This is a genomic window from Herbaspirillum sp., assembly GCF_017744395.1.
Classification (GTDB): Bacteria; Pseudomonadota; Gammaproteobacteria; order Burkholderiales; family Burkholderiaceae_D; genus Herbaspirillum.
In genome coordinates this window covers 45,352-61,565 of record NZ_JAGIBI010000002.1, presented here as the reverse complement: position 1 = coordinate 61,565, position 16,214 = coordinate 45,352, and the positions used below count along the sequence as shown (strand labels likewise).

At 63.2% G+C, this 16,214-nt stretch carries 15 protein-coding genes; 5 read left to right on the top strand and 10 right to left on the bottom strand.

Annotated features, from left to right (window positions below; translation table 11 throughout):
- Positions 1 to 11 precede the first annotated feature (11 nt).
- From J7548_RS06110 to J7548_RS06095, 4 genes are read right to left on the bottom strand one after another with little or no spacing between them, the layout of a single operon-like run.
- Entirely contained in the window at positions 12 to 338 is a 327-nt protein-coding gene (locus J7548_RS06110; protein ID WP_290971807.1) for an adenylate cyclase, read from the bottom strand.
- A complete protein-coding gene (locus tag J7548_RS06105) occupies positions 331 to 1,299 on the bottom strand; it encodes a TIGR03571 family LLM class oxidoreductase (RefSeq protein WP_290971805.1) in 969 nt (322 codons plus the stop codon). The genes J7548_RS06110 and J7548_RS06105 overlap by 8 nt, the downstream gene beginning before the upstream one ends.
- Before the next feature lie 13 nt (positions 1,300 to 1,312).
- Positions 1,313 to 2,116, bottom strand: coding sequence for a 2,5-didehydrogluconate reductase DkgB (gene dkgB, locus J7548_RS06100; protein ID WP_290971803.1), 804 nt, complete (start codon positions 2,114 to 2,116; stop codon positions 1,313 to 1,315).
- Between the two features lie 58 nt (positions 2,117 to 2,174).
- A complete protein-coding gene (locus tag J7548_RS06095; RefSeq protein ID WP_290971800.1) occupies positions 2,175 to 3,338 on the bottom strand; it encodes an MFS transporter in 1,164 nt (387 codons plus the stop codon).
- Positions 3,339 to 3,451: 113 nt separating this feature from the next.
- Here J7548_RS06095 and J7548_RS06090 point away from each other — a divergent pair, with 113 nt between their 5' ends.
- Positions 3,452 to 4,354: a LysR family transcriptional regulator gene (locus J7548_RS06090; RefSeq protein ID WP_290971797.1), complete on the top strand. Its 903-nt coding sequence runs from the start codon at positions 3,452 to 3,454 to the stop codon at positions 4,352 to 4,354.
- An 86-nt stretch (positions 4,355 to 4,440) separates the two neighbouring features.
- Here the strand turns inward: J7548_RS06090 and J7548_RS06085 are convergent, their stop codons facing one another.
- From J7548_RS06085 to J7548_RS06070, 4 genes are all read right to left on the bottom strand, one after another.
- On the bottom strand, positions 4,441 to 7,104 hold the full coding sequence (locus J7548_RS06085; RefSeq protein WP_290971795.1) for a DNA topoisomerase III: 2,664 nt from the start codon (positions 7,102 to 7,104) through the stop codon (positions 4,441 to 4,443).
- Positions 7,105 to 7,380: 276 nt separating this feature from the next.
- The gene (locus tag J7548_RS06080) at positions 7,381 to 7,857 is read right to left on the bottom strand and encodes a DUF494 domain-containing protein (RefSeq protein WP_290971793.1); all 477 of its coding nucleotides are present in this window, start codon (positions 7,855 to 7,857) and stop codon (positions 7,381 to 7,383) included.
- Between the two features lie 87 nt (positions 7,858 to 7,944).
- Positions 7,945 to 9,084: a DNA-processing protein DprA gene (gene dprA, locus J7548_RS06075; RefSeq protein ID WP_290973293.1), complete on the bottom strand. Its 1,140-nt coding sequence runs from the start codon at positions 9,082 to 9,084 to the stop codon at positions 7,945 to 7,947.
- Positions 9,085 to 9,101: 17 nt separating this feature from the next.
- A complete protein-coding gene (locus J7548_RS06070) occupies positions 9,102 to 9,881 on the bottom strand; it encodes a hypothetical protein (RefSeq protein WP_290971790.1) in 780 nt (259 codons plus the stop codon).
- 202 nt (positions 9,882 to 10,083) lie between these two features.
- Here J7548_RS06070 and def point away from each other — a divergent pair, with 202 nt between their 5' ends.
- Positions 10,084 to 10,608: a peptide deformylase gene (def, locus tag J7548_RS06065; RefSeq protein ID WP_290971788.1), complete on the top strand. Its 525-nt coding sequence runs from the start codon at positions 10,084 to 10,086 to the stop codon at positions 10,606 to 10,608.
- Positions 10,609 to 10,772: 164 nt separating this feature from the next.
- The gene (locus tag J7548_RS06060) at positions 10,773 to 11,993 is read left to right on the top strand and encodes an MFS transporter (RefSeq protein ID WP_290971785.1); all 1,221 of its coding nucleotides are present in this window, start codon (positions 10,773 to 10,775) and stop codon (positions 11,991 to 11,993) included.
- 211 nt (positions 11,994 to 12,204) lie between these two features.
- Here the strand turns inward: J7548_RS06060 and J7548_RS06055 are convergent, their stop codons facing one another.
- Positions 12,205 to 12,450, bottom strand: a complete 246-nt coding sequence (locus tag J7548_RS06055) for a hypothetical protein (protein ID WP_290971782.1) — start codon at positions 12,448 to 12,450, stop codon at positions 12,205 to 12,207.
- Between the two features lie 159 nt (positions 12,451 to 12,609).
- Here J7548_RS06055 and J7548_RS06050 point away from each other — a divergent pair, with 159 nt between their 5' ends.
- Positions 12,610 to 14,010 (top strand): PLP-dependent aminotransferase family protein, encoded by a 1,401-nt coding sequence (locus J7548_RS06050; RefSeq protein WP_290971779.1) that lies wholly within the window; start codon positions 12,610 to 12,612, stop codon positions 14,008 to 14,010.
- A gap of 111 nt (positions 14,011 to 14,121) precedes the next feature.
- Positions 14,122 to 14,910, top strand: a complete 789-nt coding sequence (locus tag J7548_RS06045) for a hypothetical protein (RefSeq protein ID WP_290971776.1) — start codon at positions 14,122 to 14,124, stop codon at positions 14,908 to 14,910.
- A 130-nt stretch (positions 14,911 to 15,040) separates the two neighbouring features.
- Here J7548_RS06045 and J7548_RS06040 read toward each other — a convergent pair whose 3' ends face one another.
- Positions 15,041 to 16,105, bottom strand: a complete 1,065-nt coding sequence (locus J7548_RS06040; RefSeq protein WP_290971773.1) for an MBL fold metallo-hydrolase — start codon at positions 16,103 to 16,105, stop codon at positions 15,041 to 15,043.
- Positions 16,106 to 16,214 lie beyond the last annotated feature (109 nt).

Genomic DNA, 16,214 nt, shown 5'->3' with positions numbered 1-16,214 from the left:
GCGGAAGCGGATTACTCCGCCAATTCGGACAGCGGGCCTTGCATGCGATGGAATGACAAGTCGGCGGCCGTAAAGAAGGTCTGCGAATGGCCGCCGATGAAGTCGTCGATATGCACGACGGTGGCGCCGTCGGCTTCCTGCCACGAAATCGCATACACCCCCTCGCCCACTTGCCGCCATTGGCAACGCGCCTCGCCGCTGGCGCCGGCATACGGGCCGGCGACGATCGCATAGCGGATCGTCCCGCCGTCTTCCGAATAACTGTTGTGCGCCGACAGGCCATCGTAATCGACGCGGAAACTGCGCCCGGCAAACAGCGGGGCTTGGGTATCAGGCATGGCAACTCTCCTCGGCCAGTACGGCAGCGGCCGCCGGCAGGGTGTGGAAAACAGGCAGCACATGCTCGGCGATCTCATGGAAGGTTTCGTCGAGCGGGCGCCGGTTACGGCGGAAATGCAGGCCGACATGGTCGACGCCGGCAGCGTGCAGCGCGCGCAGTTCGGCAACCAGCGCCTGGCGGCCGCCGCGCAAGCCGAAACGCCAGCGCTGCATGGGTTCGTCGGCGCGTTCGCTCAAATCCAGGTGGATGAAGCTGGCATACGGCTTGTCGCCGGCCACGGCGCGCCAGGCCGCCACGCGGCGCGTATGGTCCTCGGGTGTGCCCGGATAGGCCAAACAGCCATCCATGTTCTGCCCCACCCATGCCGGACTTTGCTGGGCCAAACCGGCCACCAGCAACGGCAATGGATTCTCCATTCTTGGCAACACCTCCAGGCCGGAAGGCAGGCTGGATTGCGCGCCGTCGCGCAGCAATGCCACCTGCTCGCGGAAGTTGTCGCCGCGGCCGGCGAAATCGCGGCCGAACAGCGGGTATTCCACCGGCCGGTCGCCGCTGGCCACGCCCAGCATCAGGCGATTGCCGCTCAGGCGCTGCACCGTCGCCGCCGACTTCAACGTGAGCAGCGGTTCGCGGATCGGCAGCACCACCGCGGCGGTGCCGAGCAAGATATCGCGCGTGATGCCAGCCAGGTATCCCAGGTAGGAAAACACCTCGAATACCTGCGCCGCATCGCCGAAAGACGGGTCGTACACCGGCACGTCGCGCACCCACAGCGCGCGAAAACCGAGCCGGTCGGCCAGTTGGGCCAGTTCTGCATGGCGCTGCAGATCCGGCTCGCCGGGCAGGCGGCCGGCCTGGCGCCGCGACTGCTCGCCGACGGACGTCCAGTCGTTGTCCAGCGGGGCCTCGATGCCGATGCTCAAGCCCCCGTCCGCCAGGTGCGCCAAAGACGTTGTCATCGCAAACGCTCCATCAATCCCATGCCGGGGCCAGGCCTTCGGGACTGACTTCGCGGCCGTTGCGCTCCAGCGCGGCGATCAGCGCCATGTCGTCGGCATCCAGCTTCAGGTCGCGCGCCAGCAGGTTGCTGGCCAGGTTCTCGCGCTTGGTCGAGGACGGGATCACCGCGTAGCCCAGTTGCAGCGCCCAGGCCAACGTCACTTGCGCCACCGTGGCCTGGTGCTTGTCGGCGATCCTGGCCAGCACCGGATCCTTGAGCACCTTGCCATAGGCCAGGGTCATGTACGACGTCACGGCAATGTCTTGCTCCTTCAGGAAAGCGGTCAGCTTGCGGCTTTGCAGGTAGGGACTCAGTTCGATCTGGTTGGTGGCGATCTCGCCCTTGCCGACGGCCGCGATGGCTTGCTTGGTCAGTTCGATGTTGAAGTTGGAGACGCCGATCTGGCGGGTCAGGCCCAGCGCCTTGGCTTCGGCCAGCGCTTCCATGTATTCGGCCAGTTCCACGCCGTTGCCGGGGGCCGGCCAATGGATCAGCGTCAGGTCGACGTAGTCGGTGCGCAACTTCTGCAGGCTGTCGCGCAGGCTGGCGACCAGCTTGGTCCTGGCGTAGTTTTCGGTCCAGATCTTGGTGGTCACGAACAGCTCGGAACGCTGGACGCCGCTCTCGGCGATCGCTTGGCCCACTTCGGCCTCGTTGCCATAGATCTGCGCGGTATCGACGGCGCGGTAGCCTACATCCAGCGCGTTGCGTACGGAATCGATCGCGGCCTGGCCGGTCAGACGGAAGGTGCCAACGCCAAAGGAAGGGATGCTCATAAAAACTCCTGAATCAAATTAGGTAAAAGGAACGATTAAAAGGGGATCGAATGTGCGCTCAGGCACTGGTCGCCACGCCACGGCGTCCCATATTGCCCAGCCAGACCAAACCCAGGCCGCCGGCCGCCAGCGCTGCGCCGACCAGCGGCACGGCGGCATAGCCCAGGCCTTGGCCGATGACGGCGCCACCCAGGGCAGCCCCCACCGCATTGCCCAGGTTGAAGGCGCCGACGTTGACCGACGAAGCCAGACCAGGAGCTTGGGCAGCGGCCTGCATCACACGCATCTGCACCGGCGGCACGATGCCGAAAGCGGCGGCGCCCCAGACCACCAGGCCGACAGCGGCGCCCACATGGGTCGTCATCGCCAGCGGCAGCACGATCATGACGATGGCCAGCGCAGCCAGGATCAGCTTGGTGGCGCCGTCCAGCGACCAGTCGGCCAGGCGGCCGCCCAGGCTGTTGCCGAGCGTGAAGCCGATGCCGATCAGCACCAGGGCGAAGGCCACGAAACTCGGGCTGGCATGGGTGATGTCGGCCAGCATCGGCGCGACATAGGTATAGAGCGCGAACATCGCACCGGAACCCAGCACCGTGGTGCCCATGGCCAGCAGCACTTCAGGACGGGTCAGCACCTTCAGTTCGCGCTTCACATCCGGACGCGCGCCCGGCTCGCCCTTGGGCAATGCCAGCCAAAGCGCGGCGATGGTGATCAGGCCGAGCGCGGCGGTGCCGCCGAAGGCCAGGCGCCAGCCCAGCTGCTGCCCGATCCAGGTGGCCGCCGGCACGCCGCCGATGTTGGCGATGGTCAGGCCCATGAACATGGCCGCGATCGCGCTGGCCTGCTTTTCCTTGGGCACGACGCTGGCCGCCACCACCGCCCCGATGCCGAAGAAGGCGCCGTGGTTGAGGCTGGTGATCAGGCGCGACAGCAGCAGCGTGGCGTAGCTGGGCGCGAACGCCGACAGCAGGTTACCGACGGTAAAGATCAGCATCAGCGACATCAGGGCGGCGCGCTTGCCGAAGCGGCTGAACAGCAGCGTCATCACGGGCGCGCCGGCCATGACGCCGACCGCATAGGCCGAGACCAGCATACCCGCCGTGGGGATGCTGACCTGTACACCGTCGGCGATCACCGGCAGCAAGCCCATCGGGGTGAATTCGGTGGTGCCGATGGCGAATGCGCCGATGGCTAGGGCAAATAAGGCAGTGGATGACTTCATTGCAACTTCTCCTTGAAGGAAATCTTGGGTTTTTCGATGGATTGCATTCTCCTTGGTTTATATTTGCAGATTAAGCCTCGTATAAGCCAAATACTTTTGATTTCATATCAATAATGAAAACCACGCTCGACGAATTGCAGGCCTTCGCGGCCGTCGTGGACACCGGTTCGATCACCGCTGCCTCCGAGCTGCTGGGCCTGACGATCTCGGCCACCAGCCGCACGCTGGGACGGCTAGAGGAAAAGCTGCAGACCACCCTGCTACGCCGCACCACCCGCCGGCTGGAACTGACCGAGGAAGGCACGGCCTTTTTGCAGCATGCCCGCGCCATCCTGGCCTCGGTCGACGAGGCCGAGGAACAGATGGCGGCGCGCCGCATGCGCCCGGCCGGACGGCTGCGGGTCGATGCGGCCACGCCCTTCATGCTGCATGTGCTGGTGCCGCTGCTGGAAGGTTTTCGCGCGCGCTACCCCGAGGTGGAACTGGAGCTGAACTCCAACGAGGGCATCGTCGACCTGATCGAAAAGCGCACCGACGTGGCGCTGCGCATCGGCCCCCTGAAGGACTCCACCCTGCACGCCCGCCCCATCGGCACCAGCCGCCTGCGGATATTGGCCAGTCCCGCCTATCTCAAGCGCCACGGCGCGCCCGCCGAACCGGGCGAACTCAGGGAACACGCGCTGCTGGGCTTCAACCAGCCGGAAACGCTGAACGACTGGCCGCTGCGCGACGCCGACGGCAACACCGTCCACATCAGGCCGACCATCGCCTCCTCCAGCGGCGAAACGCTGCGGCACATGGCGCTGGCGGGCCTGGGCATCGTCTGCCTGTCGGATTTCATGACGCGCGAGGATCGCGACAGCGGCCGGCTGGTGCAGGTATTGGCCGGGCACACGCTGGATACACCCCAGTCGATCAACGCGGTCTACTATCGCAACACCGCCCTGGCCGCGCGCATCACCTGCTTCGTCGATCATGTGGTCGAAGCGCTGGGCCAGCGTCCGTTCGGCATCTGAGCTGCGGAAAAACGGCCGATAACAAAAAACCCTCGCGACTTGCATCGCGAGGGTTTTCTTTTTGGCAGCGCAACAGTGCGTGACGATTACGCGCTGGCGGCCTTCTTCGGCGTCGCCTTCTTCAGGGGCGGCTTCTTGGCCGCGGCCGGTTTCTTGGCTGTTGCTGTCTTGGCCTTGGTCGCCGCCGCCTTCTTCACCGGCTTGGCCGTCGCCTCGTCGGCGCCGTCATCGGCTTCCGCCGCTGCAGCCTTGCCCTTGGCAGGCGCTTTGGCCTTGCGCTCCTCAAACTCGAAGCCGATCTTGCCGTCCTTGCCGCGCACCAGGAAGGCCTTGAACGGCCGGCGCGTACGCTGCGAGATGAAGCCCGGCAGCAGGTCGGTCTTGCCGTCGTTCAACAGCTTGGCCATCTGCTCCGGCAGGATCTCTTGCTGCAGGATGATGCGGCTGCTGCGGAAGTCGCAGGCCTTGGGCTTGGCCACGGTCTTTTCGCAAACATAAGCCAGGCCCATTTCGTAGACGCCCGAACCGCACTTGGGGCAGGCGCCCAGCGGCGTCTGTTCGCTGAAGTCGACCGGTTCGCCGCCCTCGCCTTCGCCGTCGTTCTGGCCGAAATCGAACTCCAGCTTGTAGTTCTTGATTTCCTCGTCGCGAGAAATCTTCAGGATGGCGGCGAACGGCCGGCCCATCTTGGAGCGGAAGCCCTGCAGCGGACCGATGGTGCGGTTCTTCAGCAGCTCTTCCACTTCGGCGATTTCGAACTGGCGGCCGCCCGGCACCTTGGTCATCGAGAACTCGCACTTGGTGCAGGCGAAGCGGCGATAGTTTTCCTTGACCACGCCGCCGCAGTTCGGGCAGGGCGTCTGCAGCGTCGCGTAGTCGCCGGGGATGGTGTCGTTGTCGTATTCCTTGGCGCGCTTGACGATAATCTGGGTCATCTGCGCGATCTCGCGCATGAACTCGTCGCGGCTGATGTTGCCGCGCTCCATCTGCGCCAGCTTGTGCTCCCACTCGCCGGTCAGTTCAGGTTCGGTCAGTTCGTCCACACCCAGGCCGTGCAGCAGCGTCATCAACTGGAAGGCCTTGGCGGTGGGCATCATTTCACGCCCTTCGCGCAGCAGGTATTTCTCGTTGAGCAGGCCTTCGATGATGGCTGCACGGGTAGCCGGCGTGCCCAGGCCCTTGCCGGCCATCGCCTCGCGCAGCTCGTCGGAGTCGACCAGCTTGCCGGCGCCTTCCATGGCCGACAGCAGCGTGGCTTCGGTGTAGCGCGCGGGCGGCTTGGTGACTAGGCCGTTGGCGATCACCTTGTCGGTCTTGACCTTCTCGCCCGGCGCCACGGCGACCAGGTTGCCGCCGCCTTCCTTTTCCTTGTCGTCTTCCTCGACCTGCTTGCCGTAGATGGCCAGCCAGCCAGGGTTGATCATCACCTTGCCTTCGCTCTTAAACTGGTGGCCCGACACTTCGGTGTAGCGGGTAGTCACCTGGAACTCGGCGGCCGGGAAGAACACCGCCATGAAGCGGCGCGTCACCAGGTCGTACAGCTTCTGTTCCGGCTCCGAGAGGTTCTTGGGAACCTGGGTGGTCGGGATGATGGCGAAGTGGTCGCTGATCTTGGTGTTGTCGAAGATGCGCTTGTTGGGCTTGACCCAGCCTTGCTTGAGGATCTGCTTGGAGAACTGGTGGTAGTTGTTGTTCTCCGACAGGGCTTCCAGCGTATCCTTGACGGTGTTGATGTAATCCTCGGGCAGGTGGCGCGAGTCGGTACGCGGGTAGGTCAGCACCTTGTGCTTTTCATACAGCGCCTGCGCCAGGCCCAGCGTGTTCTTGGCCGAGAAACCGAAGCGCGAGTTGGCTTCGCGCTGCAGGCTGGTCAGGTCGAACAGGCCCGGGGCCATCTGCGTGGTCGGCTTGGACTCTTCGGTAACGGTGCCGACCTTGTCGCGGCAGGCGGCCACGATGGAGTCGGCAGCGGCCTTGGCCCACAGCCGTTCCGGGCGCTTCTCGGGATCGGCTTCGTCCTTCTTGTGCGCGCGGTCGAGCCAGCGGCCCTTGTAGATGCCGGCGGCGCAGACGAACTCGGCGTGCACTTCCCAGTAGTCGCGCGGGACGAACTTCTTGATCTTCTCTTCGCGCTCGACCACGATCGACAGCGTCGGCGTCTGCACGCGGCCCACGGTGGTCAGATAGAAACCGCCTTCCTTGGAATTGAAGGCGGTCATGGCGCGCGTGCCGTTGATGCCGATCAGCCAGTCGGCCTCGCTGCGGCAACGGGCGGCGTTGGCCAGCGGCAGCATTTCCTCATCGTCGCGCAGGTGGGCGAAGCCGTCGCGGATCGCGGCCGGCGTCATCGACTGCAGCCACAGGCGCTTCACCGGCTGCTTGGCCTTGGTGTATTGCGCGATCAGGCGGAAGATCAGCTCCCCTTCGCGGCCCGCGTCGCATGCGTTGATCAGGGTGGTCACATCCTTGCGCTTGATCAGCTTGGACAGCACCTTCAGGCGCGACTCGGTCTTGGCGATCGGGTTGAGCGCGAAGTGCGGCGGGATCATCGGCAGGTGGGTGAAGCTCCATTTGCCGCGCTTGACGTCGTACTCTTCGGGCACCGCGATTTCCAGCAGGTGGCCGACGGCCGACGACAGGACGTATTCGTCGGATTCGAAATACTCATCGTGCTTGGTAAAGCCGCCGAGCGTCTTCGCGATGTCGTTCGCGACAGAGGGCTTCTCGGCAATGATGAGGGTCTTGCTCATAAGTATGGGTCTCTAAAGAGAGTCGGTTGCTGGTGTTGTCTGAAACGCCATGTTGCCCAATGCACATGAAAATCCCGCTCGCGTGAACGGCGCAGCATGCGCGCCGTTCCCTTGATTGCTTTTGGACAACGGATCTATTTATATAGTAGCCAATATTGGCCCGGTGCGGGGCAATGATACGTGATGCAAATAAAACGGCAAGCCTGAAGGCTTGCCGGGAGTGGGGTCTTGCAGGCGTCGGGCGATGTTGCCCGGCCGCCAATGTGCTGCGCCAGGTCAGTGCAGCAGGCGCGGTTCGCTGTCTTCCTCGTCGAGGAACAGCTCTTCGAACATCAGGCCGTCCGGTTCCTTGCCCTGGCTCCAGAGCACCATCAGCACGATGACCTTGAGCTTTTCCAGCGTGATCGGCACTTCGCCGGCCGCCAGCGCGCGTTCGATGACGATCTCGCGCTGCATGCCGTCGAGCATCTTGGCCGATTCCAGGAACTGGATGAAGCCCACGGCTTCGGTGCCGAGCACGTCGGTTTCCTGGCGCGCGTAGATGCGCGTGCCGAAGGAAAAGGAGGTTTGCCGGGGAGAAAAGTCGGCGAACTCGTGGTTGGCGACTTCAAGGTCGGTCAGCCAGCCGAGCGCCTGGGAAATTTCATCTTCTTCAAAACCTATCGCGGACAACTTCTTCACCAGCGCCTCCGGTTCAGGGCAGGCATCGGGGCGATAGTAGGTTTCGTACAAGTAAACGAGGACATCAAACATAGGTCTACTCTATCGCGAAGGGTGTGAATACACAAGTCAGCGCCCCCAGTATGGCAGGATTTTCCCGACCGTGCCGCATATATTTGCTCAGCCCAGACGGCGGTAGCGCGCACCCGGCAATACCTCGATGCGGCCCGCCAGTTCCAGCTCCAGCAGCAGGCCCGCAAGCCGCGCCGCATCCAGTTCGCAGCGCGCCGCCAGGGTATCGGCATCGACCGGATCGTGGCCCATTGCCTGCATGACAATGGCTGTTGCCGCATCGCCATCCTCGCCGCCGGGGCGGTCATCGGATATCGCCTTCTGAACGCTCCTTGCCGCCCAGGCGGCCGGCATCTCATCCAGGATGTCCTGCGTGGTCTCGACCAGCTTGGCGCCCTGCCGGATCAGTTGATGACAGCCCTTGGCCAGCGGCGAATGGATCGATCCCGGGATCGCGAACACATCGCGCCCCTGCTCGGCCGCCATGCGAGCGGTGATCAGCGAACCCGACCGCGCCGCCGCCTCCACCACCAGCACCGCCTGCGCCAGCCCCGATATCAGGCGGTTGCGGCGCGGGAAGTTGGCCGCCAGCGGCGGCATGCCGAGCGGATACTCGCTGACGATGCAACCCTCTTGCGCGATACGTTGCGCCAATGCGCGGTTGCGTTGCGGATAGTCGATATCGATGCCGGTGCCGATCACCGCCACCGTCGAGCCCGGCCCGCGCAAACCGCCAGCATGGGCCGCGGCGTCGATGCCCAATGCCAGCCCGGAAACGATCGCCACACCCGCGCCGCTCAACTGCTCCGAGAAACGTTCGGCGTGGGCCAGCCCTTGCGCCGTGGCATTGCGGCTGCCGACCACCGCCAGCGCATTGGCCGCCAGCAAGGCCATGTTGCCCTTCACGTACAGCAGCAGCGGCGGATCGGGAATATGGAGCAAGGCGCGCGGATAGTGCGCATCGGCCAGCGTCACGATCGCATTGCCCGGCGTCGCGGCCCAGGACAACGCGGCATCGATCTGTGCACGCATGGCGGCGGCAGGCGGCTTGCGCAAGGCGTTGGCGATGCGCGGCGCGACCAGCGCATCCAATGCCGCGCCGGCGCACAGGACCTGGCCGGGCAGACCGAAAGCGCCCAGCAGACGCCGGCCGGTCTCGCTGCCGATACCGTCCGTCAGCGTCAGGCGCAGCCAGGCCTCCAGGCTCGCGGGATGTTCAACTGCGGAGGAAAACGGGCAATCGTCCATGGCATTCATGTCGGCAATCAATCCAGGCAAGCGGTAACGCAAACCTCATCGCCCCACTCCAGTGGAGCAGCGGCACGCGCGACCTGCGCCACCGATGCGCGCTGCCCCGCATGCAGGATGCGGCCGATGACGGCGCCATGGCCGCCGCATCGCGCCGCACGCAGGCACATGCCGGCGCGCACGCCGTCAGCCCTGCCGCGATCCAGCGCCGCCGCCTGATGCGCCCCCGCCAGGCGCATGCGCTTCGCCCCCGACTGCACGGCGATACGGGCAGCAATCGCATGCACGGCACCCCGGCTTTCCCCGGCGCCCACCGTTGCCGGCGCCGCCATCACGATGTCGCCCGCGGCAACCTCCCGGTTGCTGTTGGCGATCACCGCTTCGCCCCCTTTGCCATGCGCATCCCGGCCGACGATGCGGGCGCTGCCGACGAGGAAAGCCATGCGCCCCAGGTCCGCACGGCCATCGGCGGAACGCAGCATCGGGCCGGGACGATAAATCGCAACCAGGGCTCCATCCGCCGCCACGGCAGGCGCGATGCGCACGGCCTGGCCGGCCCCGGACAAGCGCGCCCCTGCGCGCGCAGCGGCAGGCCCGAGCACTTCGGCAAACGGGCCGGCATCCGCATCCAGCACCACCGCCGGCAAGCGCCCGCCATCGCCGGCGGCCTGCTGAACCGGTTGCGACGGCGCCAGTACGCGCGGCTGCGGCGACAAGCGGTGTTCGGAAGGCTCCGCCAAAGCGGCCGGCAGCGCCGAACAGCCTGCGAAAAGCAGGCCTGTGCTAAACTTTTTCATAGTTTCGGAATGATCGATAAGGCTCGGAACCGGCATGCCGCCGCGATTTGCCGGTGGCCGACCAAGGCAGGGATTCTGCCGCTGCCGCGCTTGAAGCGGCGCAATCCGGCCTTATTTAAAAGACATTCCCGATAAAAAATTTCCCGCTTGCTCGCAAAATGGCGAGCAACGCGCTACCAGACGATTACCGAGATTTACACGCATGGCCCTGCTCAACATCCTCCGCTATCCCGACCCGCGCCTGCACAAGGTGGCCAAGCCCGTCACCGTGTTCGACGAGCGCATCAAGAAGCTGGTCGCCGACATGGCCGAGACCATGTACGCCGCGCCCGGCGTCGGCCTGGCCGCGACGCAGGTCGACGTGCACGAACAAGTGATCACCATCGACGTTTCCGACAGCGGCAACGAGCTGCGCGTCTTCATCAATCCCGAAGTGCTGTGGGCCAGCGAGGAAAAGCGCGTCTACGATGAAGGCTGCCTGTCGGTGCCCGGCATCTATGACGGCGTCGAACGTCCGGCGCGCGTGAAAGTGCGCGCCTTCGACGCCGACGGCAATCCGTTCGAGGTGGAAGCCGACGAGCTGCTGGCCGTATGCATCCAGCACGAGATGGACCACCTGAAGGGCAAGGTCTTCGTCGAATACCTGTCGCCGCTCAAGCGCAACCGCATCAAGACCAAGCTGCAGAAAGAAGAACGCGAGATGAAGAAGAGTGCGGCCAACGGTTGAACCAGCCCGCACGCGCAGCAAAACAAAAACGCCGGACCGATCGTCCGGCGTTTTTTATTTCCCGACATGCGGTTGCGGGCATTCCCTAAGGGCAATGCGAAACCGCTAGACTGCGGCATATCGCCACCCGATCCGATTACCATGCGCCCCCTGGCGCAAACGATATGAAAAATAACAGCCCAGCCGCTACCTTCTCCACCCTGCCGGAACGCGTCCAGAGCGCCAACATCTGGAGGCTTGCCATCGCGCAAGCGCTGGCCGGCGCCAATTCGGTGGTGGTGTACGCCACCGGCGCCATCGTCGGCAACCTGCTCGCCCCGTCGCCGATGCTGGCGACCCTGCCGATTTCCCTGTTCGTGGTGGGCATGGCCGCCTGTACCCTGCCGGCGGGAGCGCTCGCCCGTCGGCGCGGCCGGCGCACCGCCTTCCTGGCCGGCACCAGCGCCGGCGTGCTGACCGGCCTGCTGGCCATGCTGGCCGTCATCATGGGCTGGTTCTGGCTGTTCTGCGTGGCGACCTTCTTCGGCGGCAGCTATGCGGCCGTGGTGCTGTCGTTCCGCTTCGCCGCCGCCGACGGCGTGGAGCCCAAGCGGCGCCCGCGCGCGCTGTCGCTGGTGATGGCCGGAGGCGTCGCCGCCGGCGTGGTGGGGCCGCAACTGGTGACCTTCACAATGGACCTATGGCCGCCGCACACGTTCGCCCTCACCTTCCTGGTACAGGCCGGCGTGGCGGCGCTGTCGGCGTTGATCCTGTCCGGCGTGCGCCTGCCGATGCCGGGCGCGGCCGACATCGCCGGCGGACGGCCGCTGGTGGTCATCGCGCGGCAACCGCGCTTCATCGCCGCGGCGGTCACCGGCGCCGTGACCTACATGCTGATGAATTTCCTGATGACGGCGGCCCCGCTGGCGATGCATCTCTGCGGGCATTCGCAGGAAGCGTCCAATCTCGGCTTGCAATGGCATGTCATCGCGATGTACGGGCCGAGCTTTTTCACCGGCAACCTGATCGCCCGTTTCGGCGCCGGCCGCATCGCCATCGTCGGCCTGCTGCTGACCGGCCTGGCCGCCGCGGTCGGCCTGGGCGGCATCGATGTCACGCATTTCTGGTGGACGCTGGTCCTGCTCGGCCTGGGATGGAACTTCGGCTTCCTCGGCGCTTCCGCGCTGGTGCTGGAATGCCACCGGCCGGAAGAAAAGACGCGGGTGCAATCGCTGAACGATTTCATCGTCTTCAGCCTGATGGCGATCGGCTCGTTCTCCTCCGGCGGCCTGCTGTCGGCCTATGGCTGGAACGCGGTGCTCTGGGTGTCGTTCGTGCCGCTTGTGCTGACTGTTTTGGCGCTTGCGGCGTCGATGAAAAAGCGCGCTGCGCGGGTGGCTGAATAAGAGAAGAGGTAACGACCAGGAGCGGACATCTGCCCCACGTCAAGGTCGCCGTTCGAGATCCATGGTGTCGGCATCGTCATCTGAACCAAGTGGCTTCCCGAATGCCTGGAACCAAAGATAGCCTGCAATACCTGCTGTCAGCGACCACAAAAAATAGCCGTATCGATGAACTGCTACCACCTCACTGGATATCGCCAACTCTTCGTTGCCATCATGGGAAGGTCAAGTCCAACCCGAGCATCCTGCTAAAGACGAAAGTGACGAGTCCCAATCCCAGGAGCGATAGCACGAAGACTACGGCGACCTTGCCGCTCGCGCGCAGCACCGCGCGCTGCTCTTCCTCTCTCGCCTTCTTCTTTTTCCCTTGATCGTAATGCCACTTGATGGCGAAAAACATGCCCGTGCCGAGCACGAGAACCTTGAATATAACGAAGACTACAGGGGTCCAATCCATCATTTTGAGTATTTCCAGGCTATTACTTGACACCAACTATCGGGAGGAACACTACCTCCCAAATAAGAGAGGCGAAAACGTCAACGACTGCCATGCAAGGATGGTGTTGCCGCACGTTCCGGGACATACTACCTAAAAGCAATTTCCATACATTGAGACAAAATGTCCCAGCCCCAAACCGTACAAGATGAAGATGTGCCAATCTGGTTGCCAAGATTAGCCGTGCACGGTGGGCCACGCTTTTTGCAGATTGCAGATGCGTTGCAGGCCGCAATGGCAGACGGATCGCTGAAACCGGGTGACCGCCTGCCTCCACAGCGCCAGTTGGCGGCACTGCTGGACGTCGACCTGACGACGATCACGCGCGCATACGACGAAGCCAGACGCCGCAACCTGCTGGAAGGCCGCGGCGCTCGAGGCACTTATGTCGCGGCGCCGAAAGTCGAATTGACGCCGATCCTCGACCTGAGTATGAATACCCCGCCACCGCCGGATGGCGTGGACTTCGACGACATGCTGAAGCAAGGTTTGTCCCAAGTACTGATGAGGGCAGATAATGAATTGCTGATGACTTACCACCTGGCCGGGGGAAGCGACTCCGACCGCAAGGCCGGCGCCAAATGGCTCGAACCGATGTTTGGGCATCTGGATCCCCGGCAGCTTGTCGTCTGTCCTGGCGCGCAAGCGGCGATCGCCGCCTTGATCCTCGCGCTGACGGAACCTGGCGATGTCATCCTGACAGAACCAATGAGTTATCCAGGCTTGCGTGCCGCAGCGTCCCAATTCGGCCGGCCCGTCATCGCGGTGGAAGCGGACAAGCATGGGATGCTGCCGGAGATGCTTGAGCAAGCCTGCCGCCAGCACAAGCCCGGGCTGCTCTACCTCAACCCGACATTACAGAACCCGACCGCCGTCACCATGCCGGAACGCCGGCGCAAGGAGCTCGCCGGCATCGCGAAGCGCTGCAATGTGCGCATCATCGAGGACGATCCCTACTGGCTCCTTGCCGATGCCCCGCCGCCACCTGTTGTCACGTTTTCCCCGGAACGGGCGTACTACATCTCAACCCTGTCGAAATGCCTGACGCCCGGCTTGCGCGTCGCCTTCGTGCTCGTACGCGACCCGCACGAGCGCGAACGCTTCCTGGCCGCGCTAAGATCATTTGCGTTGATGGCCCCTCCTCTGACGGCCGCACTGGCCACGCAGTGGATACTCGACGGTTCGGCCGGTGGATTGATGGAAGGCATACGCAACGAGGCGCGCCTGCGCCACCGGATGGCCCGGGATATTCTGGCGGGGAGGTACAGCGGCGCCGGAGACGGCCTGCATGTATGGCTCGAGTTGCCGGCGTACTGGAACTCCTCACAGCTTGCGCGCGCAGCCGACGGCGAGGGCATCGCAATCACGCCGGCGGAGGCATTCGCAACTGGCGGCGCATCCGTGAATGCGATCCGGATCTCTTTGGGTAGCATCAAGGATCGTGGGCGCTTGCGGGTGGGGCTTCAACAGCTGTCTCGACTGCTTGCGAGACGGCCCGAGTGGTTCGGAGCTGCTGTGGGTTAACGGCCCAAGAAGCACTGTTCTTCATCCGAGATTTCTCTCGAATGAAGGCTACCGCGAACAAACCCTTGGTCTGCTAAGGATCTGACTTCTACTTTTGAAGGACGCCAAATCATGCGGCTAACTGTTGTGGCATCACATGCAGCCATCATCAACGCCATTAACATGTTCAATAGTGAATACCATAATGACTATCAATCGGTAAGCAAATTGGCGACGCTGTACCTGGCAACGCCGACTGAAGCAAACGCGACACCACTGGCAAATGTGCTGAGAAGCGTCCTCATTCGTTGGGGAGCTGGCAAAAGAAACGCACCAAAGGTCCAGACATTGCAAACATTAGAAGCGACCTTGTTGAACCCTGCGTTTCATGCGTCGCTTATTGGATTCACAAACGGGACACTTACAAATCTGACAGTAATCGACGGTTCGTTCCGTATGATCGGAAACTTGGCTGATGAGGCACACCTTCTAGAATTTGATAAACGCCTACTTTCCGTACTATCCAACATATCAACCTCACTTCTTATTGAAAATACAAACGTTACGTATCCAATGAAAGTGCTACTTTTGCTGACCGGGTTCATGCCAGCATTGGATAGCCAGGTACGCAAAGGGTTGTCGAGCGCAGGCTTCGTTGGAACAAATGTAACTCGGTTTATTATGCCTGCGGACATGGACAGTTTTCAGGCGCGGAAGCTAACGCGATTGCCCTTCTATCTCGGAGAGTGTTTCGCTACAAACCAGTCCTTGCTAACAGATGCAGCCGCTGAGAGCGATTATCCTTGGTTGGTCGATGAGCCAGGACGTCTGCTAGACGTTCTGTTATTCATGCAAGGTTCTACGGCTAGCCCGCTATTTTTATTCGCTCCAAAAATCTCAAACTGGCATGCTTTACCTTAGGTTTCGAATCATTGGCGGCAAGAGTGAAAAGGATAGCGGGGCGTTTCCGCTAATGCTGAACAAAATCGCTTCAGCGAATGACGCCTGCAATTGGACAGAAGCCGCCAAAGATCCGCAATAGCCCTCCCAACTAGACGGCAACAAAACGATAAACCCCATCATCCCCCAATTGCCGCCGCAACGCACCGTCATACCAAAGCTTATGCAAATGCGCCACCGCCTCGCCCAGGGCAAACGAAAGCTGGTGCGTATCCAGCGCGCGCTTGAATAGCACCGGCAGGATATCCACCCCGGTCTGCGGCGTGGCGCACGCTTCCAATACCTCGGCCAGGCGCAGGCGATGATGTTCGTCGAGCTGGGCGATGCGGGTATGCAGGCCGCGGAACGGCTTGCCGTGCGACGGCAGCACCAGCGCGTCGGCCGGCAGGTGCGCGTACTTCTTCAGCGAGTCCAGGAACTGTTGCACCGGATTGGCTTCCGGTTCGATCGCAAACACCGAGACATTGGTCGAGATGCGCGGCAGCACCATGTCGCCTGAGATCAGCACGTTCAATTCGCCGCAGTACAGCGACACATGCTCCGGCGAATGGCCGAAGCCGGTGATGATTTCCCAGTCGCGCCCGCCGATGCGCACGGCATGTCCATCCTGCAGACGCGCATAGGCGTGCGGCACCGCCGGCACCAGTTCCTGGTAATAGCTGTTGCGCCCCTGCAGCGTGGCGACCGTCTCCGGATCGGCCAGGCCGTGGCGCTGGAAATGCGGCGTCGCCGCCGTCCCCTCTGCCCCCGGCAAGCCGGCCGACATGACGCGCGCGAACGCGTAATCACCCGCGCTCATCAGCAACGGCGCCTGCCAGCGCCGGCACAGCCAGTCGGCCAGGCCGACATGGTCCGGGTGGCAATGCGTGACCAGCACGCGCAGGATCGGCAAGCCGTTCAATTCCTCGGTGAAGATGGTTTCCCATGCTTGCCGGGTGGCATCGGTGGCGATGCCGCAGTCGACCACCGTCCAGCCGCGCCGCAAGCCCTGCGGCGTTTCCACTTCATCTTCCAACAGCCACAGATTAATGTGGTTCAGCGCGAAGGGCAGGCCCATGCGCAGCCAGCGCACGCCCGGCGCGACCTCCATGGTGCGGCCGGTTTCCGGCATGGCGTCGCCGAAGGCGTAGTCGAGCTGGGATTCAAGAGCATTCATGCGATATCTGGGCAAGGTGAAACCAAAGGGAATGCGAAGCGGCGAAAGCATTGCCGCACTAACAACAAAACGGCGCCTTTGCATTTTCCGCTGGACGACCAGGCACAAT

Coding starts and splice junctions, on each gene's coding strand:
- J7548_RS06050 (WP_290971779.1), top strand. CDS start 12,610: ATGTCCCAGCCCCAAACCGTACAAGATGAAGATGTGCCAATCTGGTTG.
- def (WP_290971788.1), top strand. CDS start 10,084: ATGGCCCTGCTCAACATCCTCCGCTATCCCGACCCGCGCCTGCACAAG.
- J7548_RS06070 (WP_290971790.1), bottom strand. CDS start 9,881: ATGAAAAAGTTTAGCACAGGCCTGCTTTTCGCAGGCTGTTCGGCGCTG.
- J7548_RS06060 (WP_290971785.1), top strand. CDS start 10,773: ATGAAAAATAACAGCCCAGCCGCTACCTTCTCCACCCTGCCGGAACGC.
- J7548_RS06090 (WP_290971797.1), top strand. CDS start 3,452: ATGAAAACCACGCTCGACGAATTGCAGGCCTTCGCGGCCGTCGTGGAC.
- dkgB (WP_290971803.1), bottom strand. CDS start 2,116: ATGAGCATCCCTTCCTTTGGCGTTGGCACCTTCCGTCTGACCGGCCAG.
- J7548_RS06040 (WP_290971773.1), bottom strand. CDS start 16,105: ATGAATGCTCTTGAATCCCAGCTCGACTACGCCTTCGGCGACGCCATG.
- J7548_RS06085 (WP_290971795.1), bottom strand. CDS start 7,104: ATGAGCAAGACCCTCATCATTGCCGAGAAGCCCTCTGTCGCGAACGAC.
- J7548_RS06045 (WP_290971776.1), top strand. CDS start 14,122: ATGCGGCTAACTGTTGTGGCATCACATGCAGCCATCATCAACGCCATT.
- J7548_RS06080 (WP_290971793.1), bottom strand. CDS start 7,857: ATGTTTGATGTCCTCGTTTACTTGTACGAAACCTACTATCGCCCCGAT.
- J7548_RS06095 (WP_290971800.1), bottom strand. CDS start 3,338: ATGAAGTCATCCACTGCCTTATTTGCCCTAGCCATCGGCGCATTCGCC.
- J7548_RS06055 (WP_290971782.1), bottom strand. CDS start 12,450: ATGATGGATTGGACCCCTGTAGTCTTCGTTATATTCAAGGTTCTCGTG.
- J7548_RS06105 (WP_290971805.1), bottom strand. CDS start 1,299: ATGACAACGTCTTTGGCGCACCTGGCGGACGGGGGCTTGAGCATCGGC.
- dprA (WP_290973293.1), bottom strand. CDS start 9,084: ATGGACGATTGCCCGTTTTCCTCCGCAGTTGAACATCCCGCGAGCCTG.
- J7548_RS06110 (WP_290971807.1), bottom strand. CDS start 338: ATGCCTGATACCCAAGCCCCGCTGTTTGCCGGGCGCAGTTTCCGCGTC.